Origin of the sequence: Colwellia sp. MB02u-6 (assembly GCF_014077095.1) — a bacterium.
GTDB lineage: Bacteria > Pseudomonadota > Gammaproteobacteria > Enterobacterales > Alteromonadaceae > Cognaticolwellia.
In genome coordinates, this window is record NZ_JACGVG010000027.1 from 19,257 (window position 1) to 43,180 (window position 23,924).

The 23,924-nt window shown below is 39.6% G+C and carries 20 protein-coding genes; 12 read left to right on the forward strand and 8 right to left on the reverse strand.

Going from position 1 to position 23,924, the window contains the following annotated elements:
• The first annotated feature begins 258 nt into the window (after nucleotides 1-258).
• From glyA to ribBA, 5 genes are all read left to right on the forward strand, one after another.
• Entirely contained in the window at nucleotides 259-1,515 is a 1,257-nt protein-coding gene (gene glyA, locus H4J46_RS02490) for a serine hydroxymethyltransferase (RefSeq protein WP_182231996.1), read from the forward strand.
• A gap of 198 nt (nucleotides 1,516-1,713) precedes the next feature.
• Nucleotides 1,714-2,166, forward strand: a complete 453-nt coding sequence (gene nrdR, locus H4J46_RS02495) for a transcriptional regulator NrdR (protein WP_146880154.1) — start codon at nucleotides 1,714-1,716, stop codon at nucleotides 2,164-2,166.
• Between the two features lie 60 nt (nucleotides 2,167-2,226).
• On the forward strand, nucleotides 2,227-3,354 hold the full coding sequence (gene ribD, locus H4J46_RS02500) for a bifunctional diaminohydroxyphosphoribosylaminopyrimidine deaminase/5-amino-6-(5-phosphoribosylamino)uracil reductase RibD (RefSeq protein ID WP_259365661.1): 1,128 nt from the start codon (nucleotides 2,227-2,229) through the stop codon (nucleotides 3,352-3,354).
• Between the two features lie 68 nt (nucleotides 3,355-3,422).
• Nucleotides 3,423-4,082 (forward strand): riboflavin synthase, encoded by a 660-nt coding sequence (locus H4J46_RS02505; protein ID WP_182231997.1) that lies wholly within the window; start codon nucleotides 3,423-3,425, stop codon nucleotides 4,080-4,082.
• A 10-nt stretch (nucleotides 4,083-4,092) separates the two neighbouring features.
• On the forward strand, nucleotides 4,093-5,202 hold the full coding sequence (gene ribBA / locus H4J46_RS02510; RefSeq protein ID WP_182231998.1) for a bifunctional 3,4-dihydroxy-2-butanone-4-phosphate synthase/GTP cyclohydrolase II: 1,110 nt from the start codon (nucleotides 4,093-4,095) through the stop codon (nucleotides 5,200-5,202).
• 136 nt (nucleotides 5,203-5,338) lie between these two features.
• Here the strand turns inward: ribBA and H4J46_RS02515 are convergent, their stop codons facing one another.
• The 4 genes from H4J46_RS02515 to xseB form a co-directional block, all read right to left on the reverse strand.
• Nucleotides 5,339-6,874: an amidase gene (locus H4J46_RS02515; protein WP_182231999.1), complete on the reverse strand. Its 1,536-nt coding sequence runs from the start codon at nucleotides 6,872-6,874 to the stop codon at nucleotides 5,339-5,341.
• Between the two features lie 206 nt (nucleotides 6,875-7,080).
• The gene (gene dxs, locus H4J46_RS02520; RefSeq protein ID WP_182232000.1) at nucleotides 7,081-8,967 is read right to left on the reverse strand and encodes a 1-deoxy-D-xylulose-5-phosphate synthase; all 1,887 of its coding nucleotides are present in this window, start codon (nucleotides 8,965-8,967) and stop codon (nucleotides 7,081-7,083) included.
• A 22-nt stretch (nucleotides 8,968-8,989) separates the two neighbouring features.
• Complete coding sequence (ispA, locus tag H4J46_RS02525) at nucleotides 8,990-9,880, reverse strand: (2E,6E)-farnesyl diphosphate synthase (RefSeq protein WP_182232001.1); 891 nt, start codon at nucleotides 9,878-9,880, stop codon at nucleotides 8,990-8,992.
• Nucleotides 9,873-10,127: an exodeoxyribonuclease VII small subunit gene (gene xseB, locus H4J46_RS02530; RefSeq protein ID WP_146880161.1), complete on the reverse strand. Its 255-nt coding sequence runs from the start codon at nucleotides 10,125-10,127 to the stop codon at nucleotides 9,873-9,875. The genes ispA and xseB overlap by 8 nt, the downstream gene beginning before the upstream one ends.
• A gap of 235 nt (nucleotides 10,128-10,362) precedes the next feature.
• Between xseB and pomA the strand changes: the two genes are divergently transcribed.
• The 3 genes from pomA to thiI all read left to right on the forward strand — a co-directional run bounded on the left by pomA (nucleotide 10,363) and on the right by thiI (nucleotide 13,917).
• Nucleotides 10,363-11,127: a flagellar motor protein PomA gene (gene pomA, locus H4J46_RS02535; RefSeq protein WP_182232002.1), complete on the forward strand. Its 765-nt coding sequence runs from the start codon at nucleotides 10,363-10,365 to the stop codon at nucleotides 11,125-11,127.
• A gap of 11 nt (nucleotides 11,128-11,138) precedes the next feature.
• Nucleotides 11,139-12,074, forward strand: coding sequence for a flagellar motor protein MotB (locus H4J46_RS02540; protein WP_182232003.1), 936 nt, complete (start codon nucleotides 11,139-11,141; stop codon nucleotides 12,072-12,074).
• Nucleotides 12,075-12,462: 388 nt separating this feature from the next.
• Nucleotides 12,463-13,917: a tRNA uracil 4-sulfurtransferase ThiI gene (gene thiI / locus H4J46_RS02545; protein ID WP_182232004.1), complete on the forward strand. Its 1,455-nt coding sequence runs from the start codon at nucleotides 12,463-12,465 to the stop codon at nucleotides 13,915-13,917.
• A 251-nt stretch (nucleotides 13,918-14,168) separates the two neighbouring features.
• On the opposite strand, the gene H4J46_RS02550 is transcribed toward thiI, so the two are convergent.
• The gene (locus H4J46_RS02550) at nucleotides 14,169-15,065 is read right to left on the reverse strand and encodes a ketopantoate reductase family protein (RefSeq protein ID WP_182232005.1); all 897 of its coding nucleotides are present in this window, start codon (nucleotides 15,063-15,065) and stop codon (nucleotides 14,169-14,171) included.
• Nucleotides 15,062-15,445 carry a VanZ family protein gene (locus H4J46_RS02555; RefSeq protein ID WP_182232006.1) on the reverse strand — a complete coding sequence of 128 codons (384 nt, stop codon included), beginning with the start codon at nucleotides 15,443-15,445 and terminating at the stop codon, nucleotides 15,062-15,064. Before H4J46_RS02555 ends, H4J46_RS02550 begins: the two co-directional genes overlap by 4 nt.
• A gap of 228 nt (nucleotides 15,446-15,673) precedes the next feature.
• Here H4J46_RS02555 and H4J46_RS02560 point away from each other — a divergent pair, with 228 nt between their 5' ends.
• Entirely contained in the window at nucleotides 15,674-16,156 is a 483-nt protein-coding gene (locus H4J46_RS02560; RefSeq protein WP_182232007.1) for a YajQ family cyclic di-GMP-binding protein, read from the forward strand.
• Nucleotides 16,157-16,421: 265 nt separating this feature from the next.
• Nucleotides 16,422-17,768 carry a sodium-dependent transporter gene (locus tag H4J46_RS02565; RefSeq protein WP_182232008.1) on the forward strand — a complete coding sequence of 449 codons (1,347 nt, stop codon included), beginning with the start codon at nucleotides 16,422-16,424 and terminating at the stop codon, nucleotides 17,766-17,768.
• A gap of 106 nt (nucleotides 17,769-17,874) precedes the next feature.
• Here the strand turns inward: H4J46_RS02565 and H4J46_RS02570 are convergent, their stop codons facing one another.
• Together H4J46_RS02570 and H4J46_RS02575 are read right to left on the reverse strand one after the other, a co-directional pair.
• On the reverse strand, nucleotides 17,875-18,579 hold the full coding sequence (locus tag H4J46_RS02570; RefSeq protein WP_182232009.1) for a TIGR01621 family pseudouridine synthase: 705 nt from the start codon (nucleotides 18,577-18,579) through the stop codon (nucleotides 17,875-17,877).
• Nucleotides 18,579-19,937 carry a Na+/H+ antiporter NhaC family protein gene (locus tag H4J46_RS02575; protein WP_182232010.1) on the reverse strand — a complete coding sequence of 453 codons (1,359 nt, stop codon included), beginning with the start codon at nucleotides 19,935-19,937 and terminating at the stop codon, nucleotides 18,579-18,581. The genes H4J46_RS02570 and H4J46_RS02575 overlap by 1 nt, the downstream gene beginning before the upstream one ends.
• Nucleotides 19,938-20,327: 390 nt before the next feature.
• Between H4J46_RS02575 and gshA the strand changes: the two genes are divergently transcribed.
• The gene (gshA, locus tag H4J46_RS02580; RefSeq protein ID WP_182232011.1) at nucleotides 20,328-21,929 is read left to right on the forward strand and encodes a glutamate--cysteine ligase; all 1,602 of its coding nucleotides are present in this window, start codon (nucleotides 20,328-20,330) and stop codon (nucleotides 21,927-21,929) included.
• A 463-nt stretch (nucleotides 21,930-22,392) separates the two neighbouring features.
• Complete coding sequence (locus H4J46_RS02585; protein WP_182232012.1) at nucleotides 22,393-23,016, forward strand: hypothetical protein; 624 nt, start codon at nucleotides 22,393-22,395, stop codon at nucleotides 23,014-23,016.
• The last annotated feature ends 908 nt before the right edge of the window (nucleotides 23,017-23,924 follow it).

The window sequence follows — 23,924 nt, forward strand, 5'->3', positions numbered from 1 at the left end:
GTATTAACGCATAATTTAATGAATTAAATTTATTGTTTTTACGATTTTAAAGAAGTATATTAGTTTTAGTTATCTATTGATGTTAGTATTAAAAACTTTTGCAGATAACTTCAAAGTATATTTGATTGCAAAATGAACTAAAAGAGCACGGTTTTATCGTGTACAAGCACGGCAAGTTCAGGCAAAATATGTCGCAATTAATTTAGAATTAAAGCCAACCCCCAGTATTGCCAATGGCAGACTATTTGAGGATATAACATGTTTACACGTGATATGAATATTGCTGATTTTGATCCAGAACTTTATCAAGCAATGAGTAACGAAGTTGTTCGTCAAGAAGAGCATATTGAACTCATCGCTTCGGAAAACTACTGTAGTCCACGTGTACTCGAAGCTCAAGGTTCACAACTGACGAATAAATACGCTGAAGGTTACCCAGGTAAGCGTTATTACGGCGGTTGTGAGTATGTTGATATTGCCGAGCAACTGGCTATTGACCGCGCAAAAGAATTATTTGGCGCAACTTATGCTAACGTGCAGCCACATGCCGGTTCACAAGCAAACGCTGCTGTTTTCCAAGCCTTAGTTTCACCAGGTGGCAAAATATTAGGCATGAGTTTAGCGCATGGCGGCCATTTAACGCATGGATCGCATGTAAACTTTTCGGGTAAGTCATATGAAGCTTTTCAATACGGTCTACACCCTGAAACCGGTGATATTGATTATGCTGAATTAGAACGCTTAACACTAGAGCATAAACCAGAGATGATCATTGGTGGTTTCTCAGCCTTTTCTGGTGTGGTTGATTGGGCTCGTATGCGTGAAATTGCCGATAAAGTGGGTGCTTACTTTTTTGTTGATATGGCTCACGTTGCCGGTTTAGTTGCTGCGGGTTTATATCCTAATCCAGTGCCACACGCCCATGTTGTGGCGACAACAACTCACAAAACATTAGCTGGCCCACGTGGCGGACTAATTATTTCGGGTTGTAATGACGAAGCAATTTATAAAAAATTGAACAGCGCAGTATTTCCTGGTGGTCAAGGTGGACCACTAATGCATGTGATTGCCGCAAAAGCTGTAGCATTTAAAGAAGCATTAGCGCCAGAGTTTAAAGTTTATCAACAAAACGTGTTAGATAATGCTAAAGCTATGGTGGCGGTTTTACAAGAACGTGGTTATAAAGTTGTTTCTAATGGCACAGATAACCATCTATTATTGCTTGATTTAATTGATAAAGATATTACGGGTAAAGATGCTGATGCCGCCTTGGGTCGTGCTCATATTACCGTGAATAAAAACTCTGTACCCAATGATCCACGTTCACCTTTCGTAACTTCTGGCCTACGTTTAGGTACACCAGCCATTACTCGTCGTGGTTTTGGTGTTGAAGAAGCCAAAAAAACTGCGGATTGGATTTGTGATATTTTAGATGACATCAACAACGAAGCCGTGATCGCTAAAGTTCAAGCCGCCGTTAGTGAGCTTTGTGCACGCTTCCCTGTTTATAAGTAATTATTTTTAGCTTTTAAATAATATTGTTATTTACTGACTAATCTTAAAGTGGCCACCTTAGTGGCCATTTTTTTGACTGTTTTTTATTGGACCATGACTAGTTTGCCATTAATCGCAAACTATTTGGCTTAATGAACTGTTTTCAATTAACATACCAAGATTAAATTGCTCATGACCTGTTAACTTTGGAACTCATCAATGCATTGCCCCTTTTGTTCAGCCAACGAGACTAAAGTTATCGATTCACGCTTAGTGTCAGATGGTCACCAAGTCCGTCGTCGTCGTGAATGTTTAGCGTGCCATGAAAGATATACCACTTTCGAAAGTGCCGAGTTAGTTATGCCACGCATTATTAAGCGTGATGGCTCTCGTGAACCTTTTAACGAAGATAAAATGCGCAATGGTTTATTACGTGCATTAGAAAAAAGGCCTGTTAGCACCGAACAAATAGAGTTGTCGATTAATAAACTCAAATCACAGCTTAGAGCAACAGGTGAGCGCGAAGTGTCAAGTGAAATGCTCGGTACTATTATTATGGAGCAGCTAAAAGTTTTAGATAAAGTGGCTTATATTCGCTTTGCTTCAGTGTATCGCTCGTTTGAAGATATTAAAGAGTTTGGTGAAGAGATTGCCCGTTTAGGTGATGAATAAATAATTAGTTCGATGGGCATATAGCTTAAGCGCCATCACAGTTTAACTTTGAGTCCAATAATGAACCATTTTTCATTTAAAGATCATCAATTTATGCAGCGCGCCATCAGCCTGGCAAAGTGCGGCCATTTTACCACGTCACCTAATCCGCGTGTTGGTTGTGTCATCGTATTAAATGGCGAAGTGGTGGGTGAAGGCTTTCATCAAAAAGCAGGGCAAGGGCATGCTGAAGTTTATGCATTAAAACAGGCTGGCAGCAAAGCCAAAGGTGCTACTGCTTATGTCACGCTAGAACCTTGTAGTCATTTTGGTCTAACACCACCTTGTGCAGAAGCGCTGATTAAAGCACAAGTGAGCCATGTTATTGCCGCTATGGTTGATCCAGACCCACGAGTTTCGGGTCGTGGCCTTAAGTTGTTAACTGAGGCAGGAATAACCACAAAGTTTGGCTTGCTTGAACAAGATGCTCGGGCATTAAACCCTGGTTTTATTCACTTAATGACCACCAAATCACCTTATGTTCGTTGTAAATTAGCGGCAAGCTTGGACGGAAAAACCGCCATGGCTAGTGGTGAAAGCCAGTGGATAACCTCAAATGAAGCTCGCACTGATGTCCAGCGACTCAGAGCACAAAGTTGTGGCATTATTTGTGGCGCCGACTCTGTTATTTTTGACAATGCTAAAATGAATGTCCGTTGGCAGGCATTAGGTGAGCTAAAGCAGCGTTATGCACAAGCAGATATTAGGCAGCCAGTTCGTATTATTATTGACGGTAAAAACCGCTTAACACCTGATCTTGATGTCTTTAAAACGAGCAGTAAAATAATATTAATTCGACAATCTATTGAAAATAGTCAAAATTGGCCACATTTTGTAGAACAAGTGATTATTCCTAAAGCAGTCGATAGTGAATACATTGATCTCAGTTTATTGTTAGCTTACTTGGCTCAGCAAGGCTTGAATGATATTTTAATTGAGTCAGGCGCTAAGCTAGCAGGCGCTTTTATTAACGCAAACTTAGTGAATGAGCTGGTACTTTACCAAGCACCAAAACTTATCGGTAGCGAGGGTAAAAGCTTACTTAATATGCCAGCAATATTGCAACTATCAGCGGCTAAAAATCTCGATATCAATGATATTCGCATGGTGGGTAAAGATATTAGGATAACGGCAAGGTTTAGTCGTTAAGGTGAAGGCTCTACTGTCTAGACTAGAGTCAGTGGTAATAATAAGCTATACAGACGACGAGACATAATATGTTTACAGGCATTATAGAAGCCGTAGGGCATTTACAAGCAATTAATAGCTCAGGTGATGGCGCACGCGTCACCATTAATACGGCAAGATTAGACTTATCAGATGTTAAATTAGGCGACTCAATTGCAACCAATGGTATTTGTTTAACCGTTGCTGCCTTAGATAGCACCAGTTTTAGCGCTGATGTATCTAGCGAAACTTTAACACGTACCGGTTTCGCACATTATAAAATGGGTGCTAGCGTTAATCTTGAAAAAGCCATGTTACCCACCACACGATTCGGTGGCCACATGGTGTCGGGTCACGTTGATGCCGTGAGTGAAATTAGCGCCATTGAACATAAGGGCAATAGTATAGATTATTGGTTAACTATGCCCGCAGAATTATCTGCCTATATTGCAGAAAAAGGCTCAGTGACTGTCGATGGTACTAGCTTGACGGTCAATAGTTTAAGCGCCGATCAATTTCGCTTAACGACTGTTCCACATACCACAGGTCAAACAATTATCAGTACATACCAAGTGGGCACTAAAGTTAATCTAGAAGTTGATTTAATTGCCCGCTACCTAGAAAGATTACTTACCAAGCAAACAACTGCCAAGCAAGACCCGTCAGGTGTTACGCATGCGCTATTAGCGCGTAATGGTTTTATTAAATAAAGAGGTTGTCATGAATTTACATACGCCACAAGAGATTATCGACGATATAGCTCAAGGTAAAATGGTCATCTTAATGGATGATGAAGATCGCGAGAATGAAGGTGACTTTATTATGGCGGCAGAAAAAGTAACGCCTGAAGCGATAAACTTTATGGCAACACATGGTCGTGGTCTTATTTGTATGCCAATGTCGGCAGCGCGTTGCGAGTTGTTAAAATTACCGCTAATGGTCGATAAAAACGACGCTCAGTTTACCACTAATTTCACTGTCTCTATTGAAGCGGCTGAAGGGGTAACTACTGGTATTTCTGCCGCTGATCGTGCCACGACCGTTTTAGCCGCGGTTGGTAAAGACGCTGATCATAACTCGATTGTGCAGCCTGGCCATATTTTCCCGCTGATTGCCAAAGATGGTGGCGTGTTAAACCGTGCGGGTCATACCGAAGCAGGTGTTGATTTAGCGCGTTTAGCTGGCCTTGAAGCCGCAGCGGTTATTGTTGAGATATTAAATGAAGATGGCACCATGGCGCGTCGGCCAGACCTAGAAATTATTGCTGAAAAACATGGCATAAAAATGGGTACTATTGCGGATTTAATTGAATATCGTAATGCCAATGAAACCACTATTGAACGGATCTCAAAGTGTAAACTACCGACCGAATTTGGTGATTTTGATTTAACCGTATTTAAAGACACTATTGACGGTCAGGCACACTTTGCCTTAACCAAAGGTGAAATTAAGCCTGAAGAGCCAACGTTAGTTCGTGTGCACTTAGAAAATACTTTTAAAGACTTATTGCTCAGTCAACGTGAAAGTGTCGCTAAATGGCCGATGTCGAGTGCGCTGGAAAAAATTGGCAAAGAAGGCGGTGTATTAGTCTTGTTAGGTAAGCACGAATCACCTATGGAGCTTATTGCCCAAGTACAGAAATACGCTAAGCTTGACGCGGGTGAAACCGTTAAAGAAGTTAAACGTCATGTTGGCTCACGTAACGTTGGTGTTGGATCACAAATTTTGGCTAATTTAGGTGTCAGTAAAATGCGCTTATTAAGCTCACAAACGAAATATCACTCGCTTTCAGGCTTTGGCTTAGAAGTTGTGGAATATATTGCTGAGTAAACGATTTTTTAGTGAATTTTGTGACTATTTCACGGCCAAGTGAGTGTAATATAGTTAATGTGCGACAAGAAAAAAAGCGATTTGAAGCCATTCAAATCGCTTTTTTTCTGCCATATTAAACTCAGGTCAACAATATTTAAAGCACTGGCGATCTTCTATGTAATGTTGATTGCTCATAATCATAGGCAACCTCAATCAATTTAGCTTCTTGTAATTTACCTGAAAACATTGATAAACCAACAGGTAAGCCATGAACATAGCCCATTGGTACTGTAATATGGGGATAACCAGAAATTGCTGCAGCAGAGGACGCTGCGCCTAAATAATGGTCACCGTTTATCCAATCAGTTTTCCAAGCTGGTCCTGTGGTTGGTGCAATAATCAGATCAAGCTGGTGTTCAGCCAAGAGGGCATCAATACCTTTATCTTGAGTTGATTTTTTTGCTAGTAGTAATGCGGCACGATAACGCTCATCAGTGAGTGTTCCTTTAGCTTGTGCCATCTCAAATATTTCCTGTTTAAAATAAAGCATTTCTTTATCTGCGTTTGCAAGATTAAAGGCAATTAAGGCTTCAAGTGACTTAGGGATATTATCACCTGTGTTTGCAAGATAAGCATTTAAACCATGTTTAAATTCGTATAGCAGCACTTCAAACTCTGCGTCACCCCAAGCATCAGTATTGGCGAAATTAGTTGCATCAACAATAATGGCACCTTGAGCTTGTAAGTCGACAATAGCTTGTTCAAAAACCGCATCAAGTTGCCCATGATACCCTGTAAGATTTCTGGCAACACCGATGCGTTTACCTCTGATGCCGCCTATTTTTAAATGATTAATAAAATCAGTCGTAGTTGATAGTGCACCATGGTCTCTGTTGTCGACAGCAGTTAATGCAGTAAGCAGAATAACAGCGTCAGTCACTGTGCGCGCCATTGGGCCAGCAGTATCTTGGCTATGAGCGATAGGGATAATGCCATCTCGGCTTATGGTACCTAAAGTAGGCTTGATGCCGACAATACCGTTTATTGCCGATGGACAGGTTACCGAGCCGTCTGTTTCTGTGCCTACAGCCAATAATGCTAGGTCTGCTGCGATGGCTACGCCAGAGCCAGCACTAGACCCACATGGGCTTGTAGTAAAGTCGTATGGGTTTTTACTTTGACCCCATAGGCCACTCCAACCACTTGAAGACGAGGTTGAACGAAAGTTTGCCCACTCACTTAAATTTGTTTTTCCTAAAATAATCGCACCAGCATTTTTAAGTTGCTGAACCAAAAACGCATCATTTGTAGGATAGTGATTTTTTAACGCCCAAGAGCCTGCAGTATTGGCCATACCGTCAACAGTATCGATATTATCTTTTAATAAAACAGGAATACCGTGCAAGGCTCCTACTTTTCCTGATTTTTTATAAATCGCATCAAGCTCTTGCGCTCTTTTAAGTGCATTTTTATTGAGCTGAACTACAGCGTTTAGTTGTGGCCCTTGGTCATCAATTTTTGTTATTCGCGCTAAGTAATAATTGACCAGGGCTTCACTTGTTAGCTGTTTATTTTCCATCATGCGGTGAACTTTAGTCACAGTTAATTCGTGATGATTTATGTTTTTTTTTGAACAAGCTGACAAAGTGCAGAGCATGAGGACTGCTATAATGCTAATAAAGCTTCGCATAGTACTTCCTTTTATGATTTATACGCTTATGTAACGTTAAATAAAGCCACTTGTCTAGCCTTAAAGGTAAACGTGATAGTGAGGTTTAGCATGAGAGATAACATATTTTGACGAAGTGTGTTTGTACTATGTTTATTGTCGAATAAGGCAGTACGCCATTTGCTTTATCAAATGGCGAGTTTGCTTCTAGCGGTGAATTAAGACTTTTATAGTTGCATAAATTTTCTGATTTTCTCGGTTATCCCTTGGCTATCTAAGCCTAATTCTTGATGGATTTCCGCTTGGGTACCGTGCTTAATAAAACTATCGGGTAAGCCTATATTGAGAATTTTTTTCGCGATACCTTGGCTTAAGATAAATTCGTTAACACCAGAGCCGGCACCACCAGCAATAGCGTTGTCTTCGACGGTGACAATACAATCGTGATTGGCACATAGTGTTTTGATAAGCGCTTGATCTAAGGGTTTAACAAAGCGCATATCGACTAAGGTGGTGTTAAGGGTTTCTGCCGCAATTTTCGCTTGCGTTAATAGGGTACCGAAATTAAGCACAGCCACTTTACTTTGCACTTGGGTATTATCGTCTATCGCACGAATAATATTAGCTTTGCCGATCTCAAGTGTTTCTGATATTGCCGGTAGTGTTGCGCCATTACCACTGCCACGAGGGTAACGCACGGCGGCAGGGGTATTTAACTGATAACCGGTATTGAGCATTAGCTGACATTCGCGTTCATCAGAGGGCGTCATGATAGTGAGGTTAGGAATACAACGCATAAAGCTTAAATCAAATGCACCTTGATGCGTCGCACCATCAGCGCCGACAATACCGGCTCTGTCAATGGCAAATAATACGGGTAAATTTTGAATTGCCACGTCATGAATAAATTGATCATAACCGCGTTGTAAAAAGCTCGAATAAATAGCCACCACTGGTTTTTGTCCGCCAATAGCTAGGCCGGCAGCAAAAGTGACTGCATGTTGTTCAGCAATAGCCACATCATAATACTGCTTGGGAAAGCGTTGGCTAAACTCCACCATACCTGAGCCTTCACGCATGGCTGGCGTAATTGCGGCAAGCTGATTATCTTGTTCAGCAACTTTACATAACCAATCACCAAATATGGCTGAATAAGTTGGCAAGCTTGGCGCGCTTTTTGGGAGGCTGGTTTCTGTGTGATCAAATTTAGGTACGGCATGATACTTGATTGGATCTTGTTCAGCCTGTTGATAACCTTTACCTTTTTTAGTGGCAATATGCAGTAATTGTGGACCTTTGAGGTTACGCATATTAGAAATAGTCGCTACTAAGCCATTAACGTCATGACCATCAATGGGGCCAATGTAGTTAAAACCTAGTTCTTCAAATAAGGAGCTTGGCACGACCATACCTTTTAAATGCTCTTCAGCACGACTCGCTAATTCCTTAATTGGTGGAATGTTTTCAAGTATGCGTTTACTCCCTTCACGGATACCGGTATATATGCTGCCAGAAAGTAATTTTGCTAGATGATTATTCAACGCACCAACATTTTCCGATATCGACATTTCGTTATCATTTAAGATAACTAACATGTTTTTATTGATATCACCGGCATGATTTAAAGCTTCAAAAGCCATGCCTGCTGTCATGGCGCCGTCACCAATAACCGTAACCACCTTACGACTTTTTGCTTCTTGCTCAGCCGCAACGGCTAAGCCTAATGCCGCAGAAATTGAGGTGCTTGAGTGACCGACACTAAGCACGTCATATTCACTTTCTTCACGCCATGGGAACGGGTGCAAGCCGTCTTTTTGTCGAATAGTGTGTAGTTGATCACGTCGGCCGGTAAGTATTTTGTGTGGGTATGCTTGGTGTCCAACATCCCAAAGTAAATGGTCAAATGGCGTGTTATAAACATAATGTAAGGCAACTGTTAATTCAATTGTACCTAAGCCCGAGGCAAAGTGACCGCTACTTTTACTGACAGAATTTAAAAGATAACGTCTTAGCTCTTCACTGACTTTTGTTAATTGCTTTGGCTCTAATTTTCGCAAATCAGCTGGAGAATTGATCTTGGCCAATAAAGGATATTTAGTTAAGTTTATAGTCATATGATTCTATTAAATTTAAAAGTTAATGTTTGCGGCTGACAATGAAAGTTGCAAAGTCGGACAAGCTCTGGGTATTGTAAGGCAAAGTGGCTAAAGCTTGAAGCGCTTGTTGATATAAGTTTTCGGCTTTTTCTTGTGCACCTTGTAAACCTAACAATGCGGGATAGGTACTTTTATTGGCGGCAAGGTCAGAACCCGAGGGTTTACCCAGCTCTTCTTGTGTTGATGTTATATCGATAATGTCATCACGTACTTGGTAAGCCAAGCCAATAAGCTTGGCATAAAGGGCTAATTGTTCTTTGTCATACAGAGTGGCTTTATTGCTGCATTCTGCCGCCATTTTTACTGAAGCTTCAAGTAAAGCGCCGGTTTTTAACGAGTGTAAATTTTCTAATGCGGTCAGTGAAATGGCTTTATCAGTTGCGGCTAAATCTAATGCTTGGCCACCACACATGCCTTGATAACCTGCGGCATTGACCAGGTAGCGTAATAAATTAATGCGCTTAGTATCCACGGCCTCAGAAAATTCGTGGTTGGCAATAATGTCAAAAGCTAGCGTCTGCAAACTATCACCAGCAAGAATAGCGGTCGCCTCATCAAAGGCTTTATGACAAGTGGGTTGGCCACGACGCAGGTCATCGTCGTCCATTGCCGGTAAGTCATCATGCAACAGTGAATAAGCATGAATGCATTCTATGGCAGCGGCTACACCGTCGATATCACCTTGTTTGGCGTCTAATGTTGCCCCCGTAATATAAGCTAAATATGGCCGCATACGCTTACCACCAATCAGTAAGCCGTAGCGCATAGCGGCTAATAACTTTTCATCGTTAAGAGTTAAGCTTGCAAGCTTTTTGCTTAGATAATCATTAATGCGCGTTTGCACATCATCAATATGTGCGAGTTTAGTCACGGATGTTAGTCTCGTCAGTATTAAATTTTTCTAATTGCGCTTGGCCGTTTTTTTCTAGCAAAATATTAATTTGCTGTTCGGCCCCTTTAAGTTTTTCCTGATTATGTTGGCTCAGGTGTAGGCCACGTTCAAATAAGGCCATTGAGTCTTCAAGGTTAAGATCACCTTGCTCTAAATTTTTCACAATGGTTTCTAATTCAACTAATGATTCTTCAAAGCTTAAGTTTTCAATTTTTTTTCTGGCCATGGACTTTTTTTTGCGTGATATGAACTCTAAGCGCAAACTTACCTTAGCTAGGGCGCGGGGTCAATTAATGATGAATTGATGCTGGTAATGATAATATTGATATTAGCTTCTTAAGTTATTGACAATGTGGACGATAACAAAGGTACAACGAAAAATATAAGTATTCGCGTAAGACCTATTCATCAGGTATTATCAGCCTAATGGCTATATTTAAGAAAATTTATCGGAGGCACTTGTGGATTTAGCAACGTTAATAGGCATAGTCGGTGCAATAGGGTTACTGGTTATGGCGATGCTACTCGCTGGCGACATTAGCATGTTTATAGATCCTCAGTCGGTGATTATTGTCTTTGGTGGTTCGATTTTTGTTGTGTTAGCCAATTATAATTTAGGCCAGTTTTTTGGTATTGGAAAAATTATTGGTAAATCCTTCATGTTTAAATTGGAAACACCTGAAGAATTAATTGAAAAGTCAGTAGAAATGGCGGATGCAGCTCGTAAAGGCGGTTTTTTAGCCCTAGAGGAAGCTGAAATTTCTAATGCCTTTATGCAAAAGGGTGTCGATATGTTGGTCGATGGGCATGATGCTGATGTTGTGCGTACCACCATGCAAAAAGATATCGACCTTACCACAGAACGTCATGAAACCGGCTCAAATATGATGATGGCCCTAGCCGATATTGCACCCGCTATGGGCATGATAGGCACCTTGATTGGTTTGGTTGCTATGTTATCTAATATGGACGATCCAAAGGCAATTGGTCCAGCCATGGCGGTAGCATTGCTAACAACCTTATACGGTGCGTTTTTGGCGAATGTTATTGCCATACCTATCGCGTCTAAATTAAAATTACGTTTAGCAGAAGAGAAAATGAATCAAGAACTGGTGCTTGATGCCGTTTTAGGTATTCAGGATGGTCAAAACCCACGTGTTATTGAAGGCTTGCTAAAGAGCTACCTTGCTGAAGGTAAGCGAGCTGTTAATACAACTGAAGAGTAGGGGAGTCAATTATGGCAGATAAATGTAAATGCCCACCCCCAGGATTACCACCATGGATGGGCACATTTGCCGACTTAATGGCGCTATTAATGTGTTTCTTTGTCTTACTTTTATCATTTTCTGAAATGGACGTATTAAAGTTTAAGCAAATTGCGGGCTCAATGAAATTTGCCTTTGGTGTACAAAATAAAATAGAAGTAAAAGACATCCCTAAAGGCACCAGTATTATTGCTCAGGAATTTCGCCCCGGTAAACCTGAACCAACCCCGATTGAGGTTATGCAACAGCAAACGATGGAAATGACCCAACAAATGTTGGAATTTCAAGCCGGTGATGACACCTCCGCGGGTGGTCGACAAGAGCAACGTGGCACCCAACGCGGTGGTCAATCAAAAAACACTGCAGATACCAGCTCAACAGCGGCATCACAACAAGCCAGAAATGAGCTAGAGCAAGCGTCTCAAGAGCAAGTTAATGATCTAGTAAAAAAAATAGCCGAGCAATTAGAGCAACAAATCCAAGACGGCGCTATTGAGTTAGAGTCATTGGGGCAGCAAGTTATTATTCGCATTCGTGAAAACGGCTCATTTCCATCTGGCTCAGCATTCTTACAACCACAATTTAAACCCATTATGCGAGAAATTGGTTTGTTATTAAATACTGTACCCGGTGAGATTATGATCTCTGGCAACACCGATAACCAGGGTATAAGTTCTGAATTGTTTACCTCTAATTGGGATTTATCAAGTAAACGCGCTGTGGCTATTGCGCATGAAATTATTAAAGTGCCTAATTTTGACCAATCTCGTCTACTGGTTGTTGGCCATGCCGATACACGGCCTTTAGTGCCTAATACTAATCGCTTAAACCGTCGTCGAAATCGTCGGGTTGAAATTGCCATTAACCAAGGTAAAGCGAAAGAAACGGCGCCAATCTCAATCCAGTGATGATAAAAAGCTATCTCATCTGAAGGAAAATTATATTAGGAGTACAAATGAAGTACTCCTTTTTTACGGTTGAGCTTAAATGTAGTCTATCGCCACTGCTGTTAAATAGGCAGGTTTTTGGATATTAAGGACATGCTCTACCTTGATTATTTTGTGATGCATACTGATATACGCATACTATTGTGCAATAACAGTTTTTCATATGAATAGCGTTCCTAATTTAATGGTTTTTATACTTAAAACACTTTGGTATTATTTTATTGTTAATGTTTATCACCTAGCAGATAAGCCGTTAGCAGTTTACATTAGGGTACTTAGCGCTGAAATTGCATATTACATCGGAACAGGTATATAATGCGCGCCATTATAAATAAGGGCGTTATTGTTGATGAGATTCATTGTTAAGCTACAGGCTGAAATAACCATTAAAAGCCGTCCAGTGCGTAAGCGTTTTACTAAGATTTTAGAATCAAGTATAAAAAATGTTCTACGTCGTGTTGATGAACAAGTGACAACACAAATGCACTGGGACAACATTGAAGTTAATACGGCCAATAATAGCCCCGAAAATCGTTTAAAATTAATAGCGACTTTAAAATCCACGCCAGGCATTCCGATGTTTCTCGAAGTGCAACAAGCTAGCTTTACTAACCTTGATGATATTTGTGAAAAAACCTTAGCGGTTCATGCCAAAAATATCGAAAACAAAACATTTTCTGTCAGAGTAAAGCGTTCAGGTAAGCACGACTTTAATTCCATGGACGTCGAAAAATATGTTGGCAGTGGACTAAATTTGCAAGTTGAATCTGCTAGCGTTAAATTGAAAAAACCTGATGTTACTGTTTATTTAGAAATTAAAAACACACATTTATATATTGTTACCCAGCGTCACAAAGGCATGGGCGGTTTTCCCATAGCCACACAAGAAGATGTGCTATCGCTAATGTCGGGTGGTTTTGATTCAGGTGTTGCTAGTTATCAAATGATTAAAAAAGGTGCACGAACGCATTATTGTTTTTTTAATTTAGGTGGTGCGGCGCACGAAGTGGGTGTTAAGCAAGTTAGTTATTATCTCTGGAACAAGTATGGTGCGTCACACCGAGTGAAGTTTTTCTCGGTAGATTTTGAACCCGTTGTTGCACAGATACTCAAACACATTGATAACGGTCTAATGGGCGTTGTGCTTAAACGTATGATGATGCGAGCCGCAGCTACCATAGCCGAAAAAATGGGTATTCAAGCCTTAGTGACTGGTGAAGCAATTGGCCAAGTATCTAGTCAAACAATTACTAACTTAAATGTGATTGACCGGGTGACTAATGCCTTGATTTTGCGACCATTAGTGACCTACGATAAACAAGATATTATTAATATTGCACGGGAAATTGGTACGGAAGACTTTGCCAAAACCATCCCTGAATATTGTGGTGTTATTTCTAAAAAGCCAACCGTAAAAGCGGTATTGTCAAAAGTTGAAGCTGAAGAAGAAAAATTTGATTTCTCAATTCTTGACAAAGTTGTTGATGAAACCCGAGTCTTTGATGTTCGTGATATCGGCAAAGAAAGTGAAGCAGAAATTCATGCGGTTGATACTTTAGATAATATCCCAGCCAATGCGGTTGTACTTGATATTCGAAGCCCTGATGAAGAAGATGACCGCCCGTTAGTATTAGAAGGCGTAGAAGTTATACACATACCGTTTTACAAACTAACCAGTCAATTTGGCGAGTTGGATAAGTCCAAAGACTACTTACTTTATTGCGACCAAGGTGTGATGAGTAAATTACAGGCGCTCTATTTATTAGGCGCAGGCTTTAGCAATGTGAAAGTATATCGGCCATAAGTAACCACTCGGTTTCACCACAATGTTGTTCACAGATGGAGTCTACCCTAAATAGAACCTAGGTGGATAAGAGAGTGTTGGGCAATTTTTTCTAGGTCGAACTTTAGTCCGGCAAGCGTTAAATAGGTAAGTAACATGATAGGCCAAATATGCATAGCCCAGTTAATTTTGTGTCAGACGACAAAAGTTAATTGCAACTAAATACTATTATAGATTCAACACCTTTTTTTAATGTTAAGCATGTCAGAGTACTAAACTTCTAGCGCTCTAACTTGCTGTATTATTTTTTCATTTTGGGGTACACCAAGACCTGCCTTTCTAGCCACATTAACAATGTAGCCATTGATATAATCAATCTCAGTTTTTCGTTGTTGTAGAATATCACTGCGCATTGAAGAGCAATTTTTAGCGGTGTTTGTCACAACCTGCAGTATTGTTGCTTGCAGCTCGTTAAAGTCAAAGTTAATGTTTTCATAAGCTGCTACAGCAATGATTTCATGAATTAACTTAGTGACGAGTGACTTGAATTTATCATCAAGTAGCTGACCATTATTGATGTTTTCTATCGCGGTTATTGGGTTAATAACACAATTTATCGCTAATTTAAGCCACTGTTTGTCTTTAATAGCCTCTGTAAAGGTCAATGTTGGCAAGTTTTGGGCCAATGTCGCGGTAAGTTCATCACGCATTGATGGTTTAATATCGCCAGCGATCAGGCCTAAATCATGGTGACCTAAACCTGTGTGCCGAGCATGAAAAGGGCGGATTATTTTACAGCCATGGGTGGTTAATAATGCTAAACAAGGTTGCTGAAGTTTGGCCCAATCGTGGTATGCGCCCATACCATTATGACAAAAAATAATGATTGCTTGAGTTGATATTTTATTGGTTAAAGCCGCTATGGCGGCTTTAACCTGATAAGACTTTACGCAGAGCAATATCAACTCTGCATTGGCAAAGGTATTGTTATTGGCGAGCGTTAATAAACCCTGCTCACTGTGGTTGTTAATGTCAGTAAAGTGGTAATGTCTAGGCACAGAACTTGCGCTTGATGAGCAGGATAAACTGACTGAGTTTTTCGGCGCTTTAGTTAAATGATGATACCAGAGCAGTCCAATAGCACCTTGGCCAATAACAACAATATTCATGATGTTGACTTGTTACTAGAGCGATTACGATAGATCAAAATTGCCCATCTAATAACACCAAATAAGGCTATGCCGATTAAATCAGAAATAAAGTCGCTTACTTGCGCACTGCGAAAGCCTAAATAATACTGTCCTAACTCGGTGAGTATGCCGTAAAAAGCGACGGTTAACATGGTATTAAATAACGGCAGTTTTAATATGCTCTGTAGCACCCAAGTTAAGCAAAAAAAACTGATGATATGGCCAATAGAGTCGATTTCTGTGCTACGAAAAACGATGCGCCTCAAGTCTTCAGAACTAAAATAAAAGCAAAAAAATAGCATAACAATAATGGCGAGAATAGATAAGTGATAGCGACTTTTCATTGCAGTGTAGGTCATTGTACTTAATAAAATTAGATGTTATTAATCATATCAGTGCTAAGCAACGAAAACTATCATTGTTGCTTTGAACTAAAGGCTTTATTTCCCTTAACATAAATAATCGATCGCTTAGTTAATTCAACGGGTATTATTCCTAGTCAAAGCAATAATTTGTTATCTTGTGCATTGGTATTAATTTCATATATTGATAATATATGCCTAATTATTGTTAGATAGAGAATCATCATGCCTTCAATGGATATTGTTTCCGAAATTAATTTGGAAGAAGTTAGAAACGCAACTGAAAATGCTAACCGTGAGTTATCGACTCGATTCGACTTTCGAGGTGCAGACGCAAGCTTTACTTGGAAAACGCCAACAGTAACGATGAAAGGTGATGCTGACTTTCAACTTAAGCAAATGGCGGATGTGCTGAGAAGCCAATTAGTCAAACGTAATATTGACGCCAAAGCGCTGACACTGAGCAACATTGAGCACACAGGGAAAAATTTTAGCCAAGAGGCGACTTTTAAAGAAGGCATCGAACAATTGGTGGCCAAGAAAGTGGTTAAATTGATCAAAGATAGTAAGTTAAAAGTGCAGGCTTCAATTCAAGGTGAACAAGTGCGAGTTACCGGCAAAAAGCGTGACGATTTACAAGCGGTAATGCAATTACTCAGAGAAAATGAGTTTGAACAATCATTTCAATATAATAACTTTAGAGATTAATGCGCTAGTCATAGCGTTATTTTCTATTGGTTAGTGTCTAATTTTTAAAAAGAGGCTTTGGCCTCTTTTTTTTGCTTTAATCTTTTTACAAAGCTATAGGTAGCAATAAATATACTGCTGACTGTAATTTAACCAGTAATGAAATGTTTACGCGAAAAACAGCGATTAAAAGCACTTTCATGACCTTTTCTACCAATAAACGCTGTTTTTTTCTTAATATTTTAAGTAAATTAACTTATTCAAATAATAATAATGATGGTTTTAAATGGCTGCTTCTAGAGGTGCGTTCAGTTCTCGTTTTGGTTTTATCATGGCGGCGGCGGGTTCTGCGGTAGGGTTAGGTAATATATGGGGTTTTCCAACCCAAACAGCAAGTAATGGTGGCGCTGCATTTGTGCTAGTTTATTTAGTGCTTGCCTTTTGTTTAGCGTATCCCGCTTTTATGGCGGAGTTACTGATAGGACGATATGGCCAAGCCAATGCGGTGACGTCACTACAAAAAATATCACGTAATATTTTTCACAAACGTTTTGCTTTTGTCGTTGGCTTTGGCGGTATTGTTTGTGCGGCATTAATTTTAAGCTTTTATGGCATTTTAGCGGGTTGGATGATGTCATTCGCGATTGAGCCAATGACGACTTTGTTAGGCTTTAATGAAGCGTCAAACTGGCTAACCTCACAATCTATAGCGCGTAATTTAATTTTTTCTGCGTTATTTATGATGCTGACTATCGCGATTATTCGCCGAGGTGTTGAGCAGGGTATTGAAAAATGGTCTAAGCGCTTAATGCCTATGCTAATAGGTTTGTTGATATTATTGATCTTCTATGTCTTTACTTTAGAAGGGGCAAAAGAAGGCTTCGCGGCGTATTTAAATCCTGATATCTCTCGTCTATTTGAACCCGACTTACTGATCAGCGCATTGGGGCAAGCTTTCTTTTCTTTGTCACTAGGGACTAGTGTGATGGTGATTTATGGTTCATATATATCTAAAAGTGAAAACTTAGTATCGCTTGGTGCACAAGTGACCTTAATTGACGTCTCTATTGCCTTCTTGGCCGGTTTGCTTATTATTCCATCGATGTATGTTGCCCAAGCACAAGGTGTCGCAATTTTCAGTGCAGATGGCAGTTTAATTTCTGGTCCTAATTTGGTTTTTGATGTCTTACCGACGTTATTCAACGGTATGGGGGCCATTGGTTTATTTGTTGGCTTTGGTTTTTTTGTTTTAATGTCAATTGCCGCGTTAACATCTAGTATTTCAATGTTAGAAGGGCCGGTTTCTTTTGTGGTAGAACGCCATAATATTGAACGGAAAAAAGCCACCACTTTTATCGGCCTAGGTATCTTTATGTTAAGTACCTTAATCGTATTTAATTTTGATGTGCTTTTTGGTTTAGTTATTTCGATGTCTACGGTTTATGGTCAGCCACTGATTGCGATGTTGTGCTGTGTGTTTGTTGGTTGGATTTGGTTTCGTAACGATATTTTAAATGAACTTAAGCAAGGTAATGATATGGTTGAACATTCGTTATTTTGGAAGATTTGGCCTTGGTACACTAAGTTTGTTTGTCCCACAGCAATCGGTATTGTTTTCTGGCATTCATTGTAATAAACCCACTTTAAATTTAGTGATTAAAAAGGGAGCTATTTTAGCTCCCTTTTCTTATACTATTTTGTGCCAAAATGTTTTTTTAAGTATGGTTTTTAAGTATAGATTATAATGTAGGCCATGATTGTTGCCATGGTGGTGTCAGTTGTTTTATAACCGCAAGCGTTGAGCTGTTGTTGAAAATGGCTCCCGTGTTTGGCGCCAGGCAGTACTGATATTGTTTATTGTGCAAACTAAAGCTTAAGGCAAAGGCGTGGAGATAACCTCGGTCAGTATTGAGTTCACTGTTGTATAGCGGATCACCCAGTATGGGTACGCCTATGCTATTTAGCGCCACTCTAATTTGATGCGTTTTACCCGAATGAGGCTTGATTAAATAGAGCCGTTGTTTGGCGGCAATAGTGAAAGATAAGAATTGGCTGATGGCGGGGTTATCCATAGTGCGGAGCAATTTCCACATACCTCTGCGGCTTTTTTCCATATCACCTTTAATTAAGCCTTGTTTTTTTTTCGGCTTACCCTCCGCTATTGCCAAGTAATATTTTTGCACTTGGTGTTGCTCAAATTGTTGTTGAAACGCTCTTGCGGTCGCACTATTTTTAGCTACTATAATCAGCCCCGAGGTCATCTTATCTAATCGATGAACAGGATAAAGCTCAGTAAGGGCAAACTGGGTTTTTAGCTGCGCTTTTATTTGGGAAAATAAACCACTGCCAAGCTTATCTTCATCATGAAAACTTAGCCCTTGGGGTTTATCAATGATGACAAAGTCAGCTTGGTGATCAATCACAGTTAATGTTTGCTCAATCATTAAAAGCTCAGCCCTATAATGATATAAATAATGAGTGTTAGTACCGCGCCCACTAAGGCATAAGGTAATTGGGTTTTAACGTGCTCAAAGTGATCACAGCCACTGGCAATTGAGGCGACAATGGTGGTGTCGGAAATAGGTGATGCATGATCGCCAAATATACCGCCACCGAGCACGGCAGCCACCAAAAATTCAATAGGTAAGCCGCTTTGTTGCGCGATAGGTACAGCAATGGGGATCAGTATCGCAAAGGTGCCCCATGATGTGCCGGTTGCAAAAGCCATTATAGCAGCGGCAATAAATAAAATGGGAGCCATTAAAAATAATGGCACTTCAACATTAATTAATTGGCTGACATAAACCCCGGTACCAAGCGCTTTAATAGCGTCACCAAAAGCAAACGACAATACTAAAATGGCGACAACAGGTGACATATATTTAATACCGGTAACAATAGTTTTAACAACAGTTGACCATGACATGAGCTTATGGCTGATAATTAATAGCACTAAGAATACTAGCGCACCAACCACAGACCAAAACACAGAGAAAGCACCAGAGCCTCGACGTATATCACCATCACCGGTAAACCAAAGCAGTATAAAAGTGCCAATTAATAGCGTTAGCATCGGGAACCACATAATATAGGCGGGGGCAACATCATCAACCGTGGTTTTTTGTTGTGCTTGTACTACCGATTCAGCACGCTTTAATGGTCCAAAAACTCGGCCACTAAAGGCGGTGTAATAAGCTAAAGCAACCGCAATAATGGCGTAAAAATTATAGCCAATGGTAGCAATTAAAATACCGACCGGATCCTTAAGTGAATAACCATCAAGTAAGCCTAAAACATAAGCTCCCCAGCCATTAATCAAAAATAAAATACTGATGGGTGCACAGGTTGAATCCACCAAGTAAGCTAGCCTAGCTCGGCTAAGCTTGTGCTGATCGAATAGCTTTTGACTCGCCATGCCGGCAGTAAACATGCTGAGATTAGTATCAGTAAAAATGGTGGTACCGATCACTGTGGGTAATATGCTAGCTTGTCGGCTGTTTTTCACTAAGTTTAATGAGGCAAGGTGATTAATAAAGCCGTTTACCGCGCCTGATTGATTCATCAAGGTGACTAACGCGCCAATTAATAAGCTGAAACTGACAATATATATGTTACCTAAAGAATAAAATACTTTCGCAATGCCAAGTGTAGTGCCAGTTAAACCGTCAATAGGATGACCATTTTCTATCATGACATAACAAAGCGTTACACCACATAAAAGTGCAAAAAGTGCTTTTTTTCGCCATATGGCAATGATAATAGCAACAAGCGGGGGAAGTAAGCTAAAAACACTGTCTTGCATAGTAAACCTTTATTATTATTTTATGTTGGGGGGGAACTTGTAGCTATAATTTAAAAATTTACAGCAGCTAACTTTACCGTAAGCTCATCCAATAAGAAACTGTATGCTTGCAGACCTGAGTATACAAATTTTCAAAAAAAGAAACATACTTTGACTGAATTGCTGCAATATCTGAGTTAGCTAAAGATAAATGCAGCAATATAGCGTATATTTTACCAGAGTAAGGTGATGAGTTAAAAGTGAGAGAGCAAATTTTTACCGTTTTGTTGGTACTTTATTTACTTGACCTAACGCATATTTAAAGAATAATAAATCATTGTAGCCATTGAAAAATTCACATTTCACCCTTAAATAACAGTCACTCACTGGCGTAACGCATCAGGAACTATTTTGACATTAACATTAAACGAATATATCACGGCTTTTACTCAAGAAAAGCATCAATCTTCTTTGAGCCAATTTGGTCGAGGTATAGAACGTGAAGCACTTCGGGTGCTACCACAAGGCGGGTTGTCTGAACGCCCGCACAGTGAACGATTAGGCTCGGCGTTAACCCATCCTAATATTACCACCGACTACTCAGAAACTTTGATGGAATTTATCACCCCAGTGAGTTATAAACCTGAAACGGTTATAGCCCAACTTGAAGATGTACAAAAGTTTACTTTAAGCCAACTTGATGGGGAGCTATTATGGCCAATGAGTATGCCGTGCTTTGTTGATGATGATGATAAAATACCCTTAGCTCAGTTTGGTAAATCTAACATAGGTAGAATGAAAACTGTTTATCGCCAAGGCTTAAAAAATCGCTATGGTAGCATGATGCAGGTTATCTCTGGCATACACTTCAACTTTTCCTTTCCAAAAAGTTTTTTTCAATCGCTACAGACCATCGAAAAAAATACTGATGACATTGATGATTACACTTCTGATAAATATTTTGCACTTTTAAGAAACTACAAACGTTTTTGCTGGCTGATTCCATATTTATATGGCAGTTCACCCGCTATTTGTGGCTCATTTTTAAAAAGTAAACCTACTGATTTACCATTTAAAAAAACTAAAAAAGGTTATTTGTATCTTGAGTATGCCACGTCATTACGTATGAGTGATTTAGGTTATACCAACAGTGAACAGTCATCGTTGCAAATTTGCTATAACAACTTGTCAGGCTACTTAGACGGGGTGAAAAGCGCGATTAACTTACCGTCGAAAAAATTTGAGAAAATTGGTATTAAAGTTGATGGCAAGTACCAACAGCTTAATAGTAATGTTTTGCAAATAGAAAACGAACTATATGCGCCAGTGCGACCAAAGTGTGTTGCTAAAGCTGGCGAAAAGCCATCAGAAGCTTTAAATAATAGGGGCGTCGAGTATATTGAAGTTAGAGCACTTGATGTTAACCCCTTTTCTGCGACTGGCATTACGGTTGAACAAGTACGATTTTTAGATATTTTCCTGACTTTTTGTATGCTGGAAACGAGTCCAATACTTGACTGCAAAGCACAGGCAACCAGTGAAGAAAATATGGATGCTGTGGTAGTAAGAGGTCGTGATCCAAGCTTATTATTACGAGATATTACCGGTAGTGCAGAAGATAACCTAGAAAAAATCGCAGCAGAAAAGTCTGTACAGCAATGGGGTGGCGAAATTTTTGCTAAAATGGCAAATATCGCCACGTTATTAGATCAAGCTAACGACAGTAAGTTATATAGCCAAGTACTGGCGGCGGAAGCAGCTAAAATTAATGACCCAAGTTTAACGCCGTCAGCACAAATTTTAGCGGCAGTGGTGGATGAAAATCAATCATTAACTAAAATGGCACTTACTAAGGCTGTTGATTATCGCCAAGAGCTTTTAGCTAATGATTATCAAGAGTTTAACGCAGAATACTTTACTGAAACTGTCGCCGATTCATTGCAAAAAAATACTGCGATTGAAGCAAGTGATAAAGTAGACTTTGATACGTTTTTACAGGATTACTTTTCCTGAGTAACTGTTAGTTTTTAATATCACGGTAAACACCGGTAATTTGACTGCCATTATCCGTGGCAGTTATCATCGTCCTAACCGTTACTTAAATTGTGAGCAAAGCTGTTGGTGAAATTTCAGCAAAAAAAGCGTGTTAAGATAACGCGATGTAAAGAATAAGAAGGAAATTTAGGAAGATTTTACTTTCATGTATTATGACTGGCTATTTCTTTGGTAGTTTATTTTTAATATGATTCATTTTTCTTCCTTCCTTAATGAATACTCAGCAAAAGCTTGCCTCAATGACATTGACGTTTGTTTTACCTATTTGAATATAAGGTTATTACTAAGTTTTTATTTTATGCATCAGAATAGAGTTTTCCAAGCAGGTGCTAGAAAAAAGTGTCATATATAGCGACTTTAATCTGAAAATTCGACAATATTCTGGCATGATATTATCACTCAAAACTAAGTAACTGCATTCATGGCCTTTTTTAAAACACTTATTATTTCTGCGTTAGCTTGCTTAACGTTATCAAGTTGTGCAACTAGCCCACCAAAAAATCCTGAAAATTTATGCGAAATATTCCGCGAACATAGAGATTGGTACTTTATTGCAAAAGAAGTGCGCGAACGTTGGGGTGTACCTATTCATGTGCCGATGAGTATGATGTATCAAGAAAGCTCATTTAAAGCCGGTGCATTGCCGCCTAGGGACTACCTGCTAGGGTTTATTCCTTGGGGAAGAGTTAGTAGCGCTTATGGCTATTCACAAGCAAAAACTATGACTTGGGCAGACTACGTGAGAGAAACTGACAATGCCGGTGCTGATCGTGATGACTTTGAAGATGCTATCGATTTTATGGGCTGGTTTATTTTTAAAACTCAAAAAATTAATAAGGTCTCTAAATGGGATGGCTACAACCAGTATTTAAATTATCATGAAGGTTGGAGCGGCTTTAAACATAAAAGTTATAAGAAAAAATCTTGGTTAAGTAAGGTGGCCCGAAAAGTCGATCGTCGTGGTAAGCGTTATTCAAGTCAGCTTAAAAGCTGTGAAGAAGAACTTAATCATGGTTGGTTATGGCGTTTATTTTTTGGTGATTAATTCGTTTACTATGACAGAGGTTAACAAGTTTTTAGCCTCGAGTTATTTTTGTCGCTTTATGACTAGCAATATGACTAGCCGCTACTAAACCAATGGCAAGCTTTTATCCCACTTCAGATTGCTGGTACCTTACACGGTCAGTCTATTATGCTTGGTTCCTACCACTTATCCCTACCACAGGTTTTTATTCAATAGCGCGAGATTAACAGTAGAAAAATGACAATACAGTCAAGCTTGTAGGTGATTTTATTTGGTTGAGCATATCGCTGTGTTGGGGGTAACCAGCACAAGTGGGCGACAACTTAATGCAATGGCTATTAGCTTTAGTATTCTAAAAATTGTGCTGTAGTTAAAGCTTAATTAAATGGCTGCTGATTTAATTAGTCCGATATCGCTTTATGCTTTGAGCCAACTTTGCTGTGCAATATTGCATATAATTAGACCATACTCTTACATAACTTTACTGCACCGTTTTATTCGTTAGTTCCATAGCATAGTTCTTGCCAAAGTTGATAAAAATAGTATTATTTTTTAACAACTCAGTGTGAGTAAGGGCTAGAAAATAAACGTAGTGATTTTTAAAAAAAAATTCATTTTATTTGGAAAAATCGATTGCAAAACTCAAAGGCTATTTGTTGGAGGGCTCGCATTTGTTATCCACAGAAATTGTGGAAACATCGTCTGAAGATCTAGAGCTGTGCATAACCTTGTTAGTAAGTCTTGTTGGTGAATGTTCTATCCACAAAAAACTCTAAAAATGAGCCAGACGCTTTGGGCTAAATGTCATTTACTGATTAGCTTTATATGATGAAATGAATAACTGAGGACGCTAGTTCACTATTACATCCAACTTATTAAAGCTTAGTTATTGAAGAGTTCATAAGAAAAAGGCACCGTTGACTTAGGTT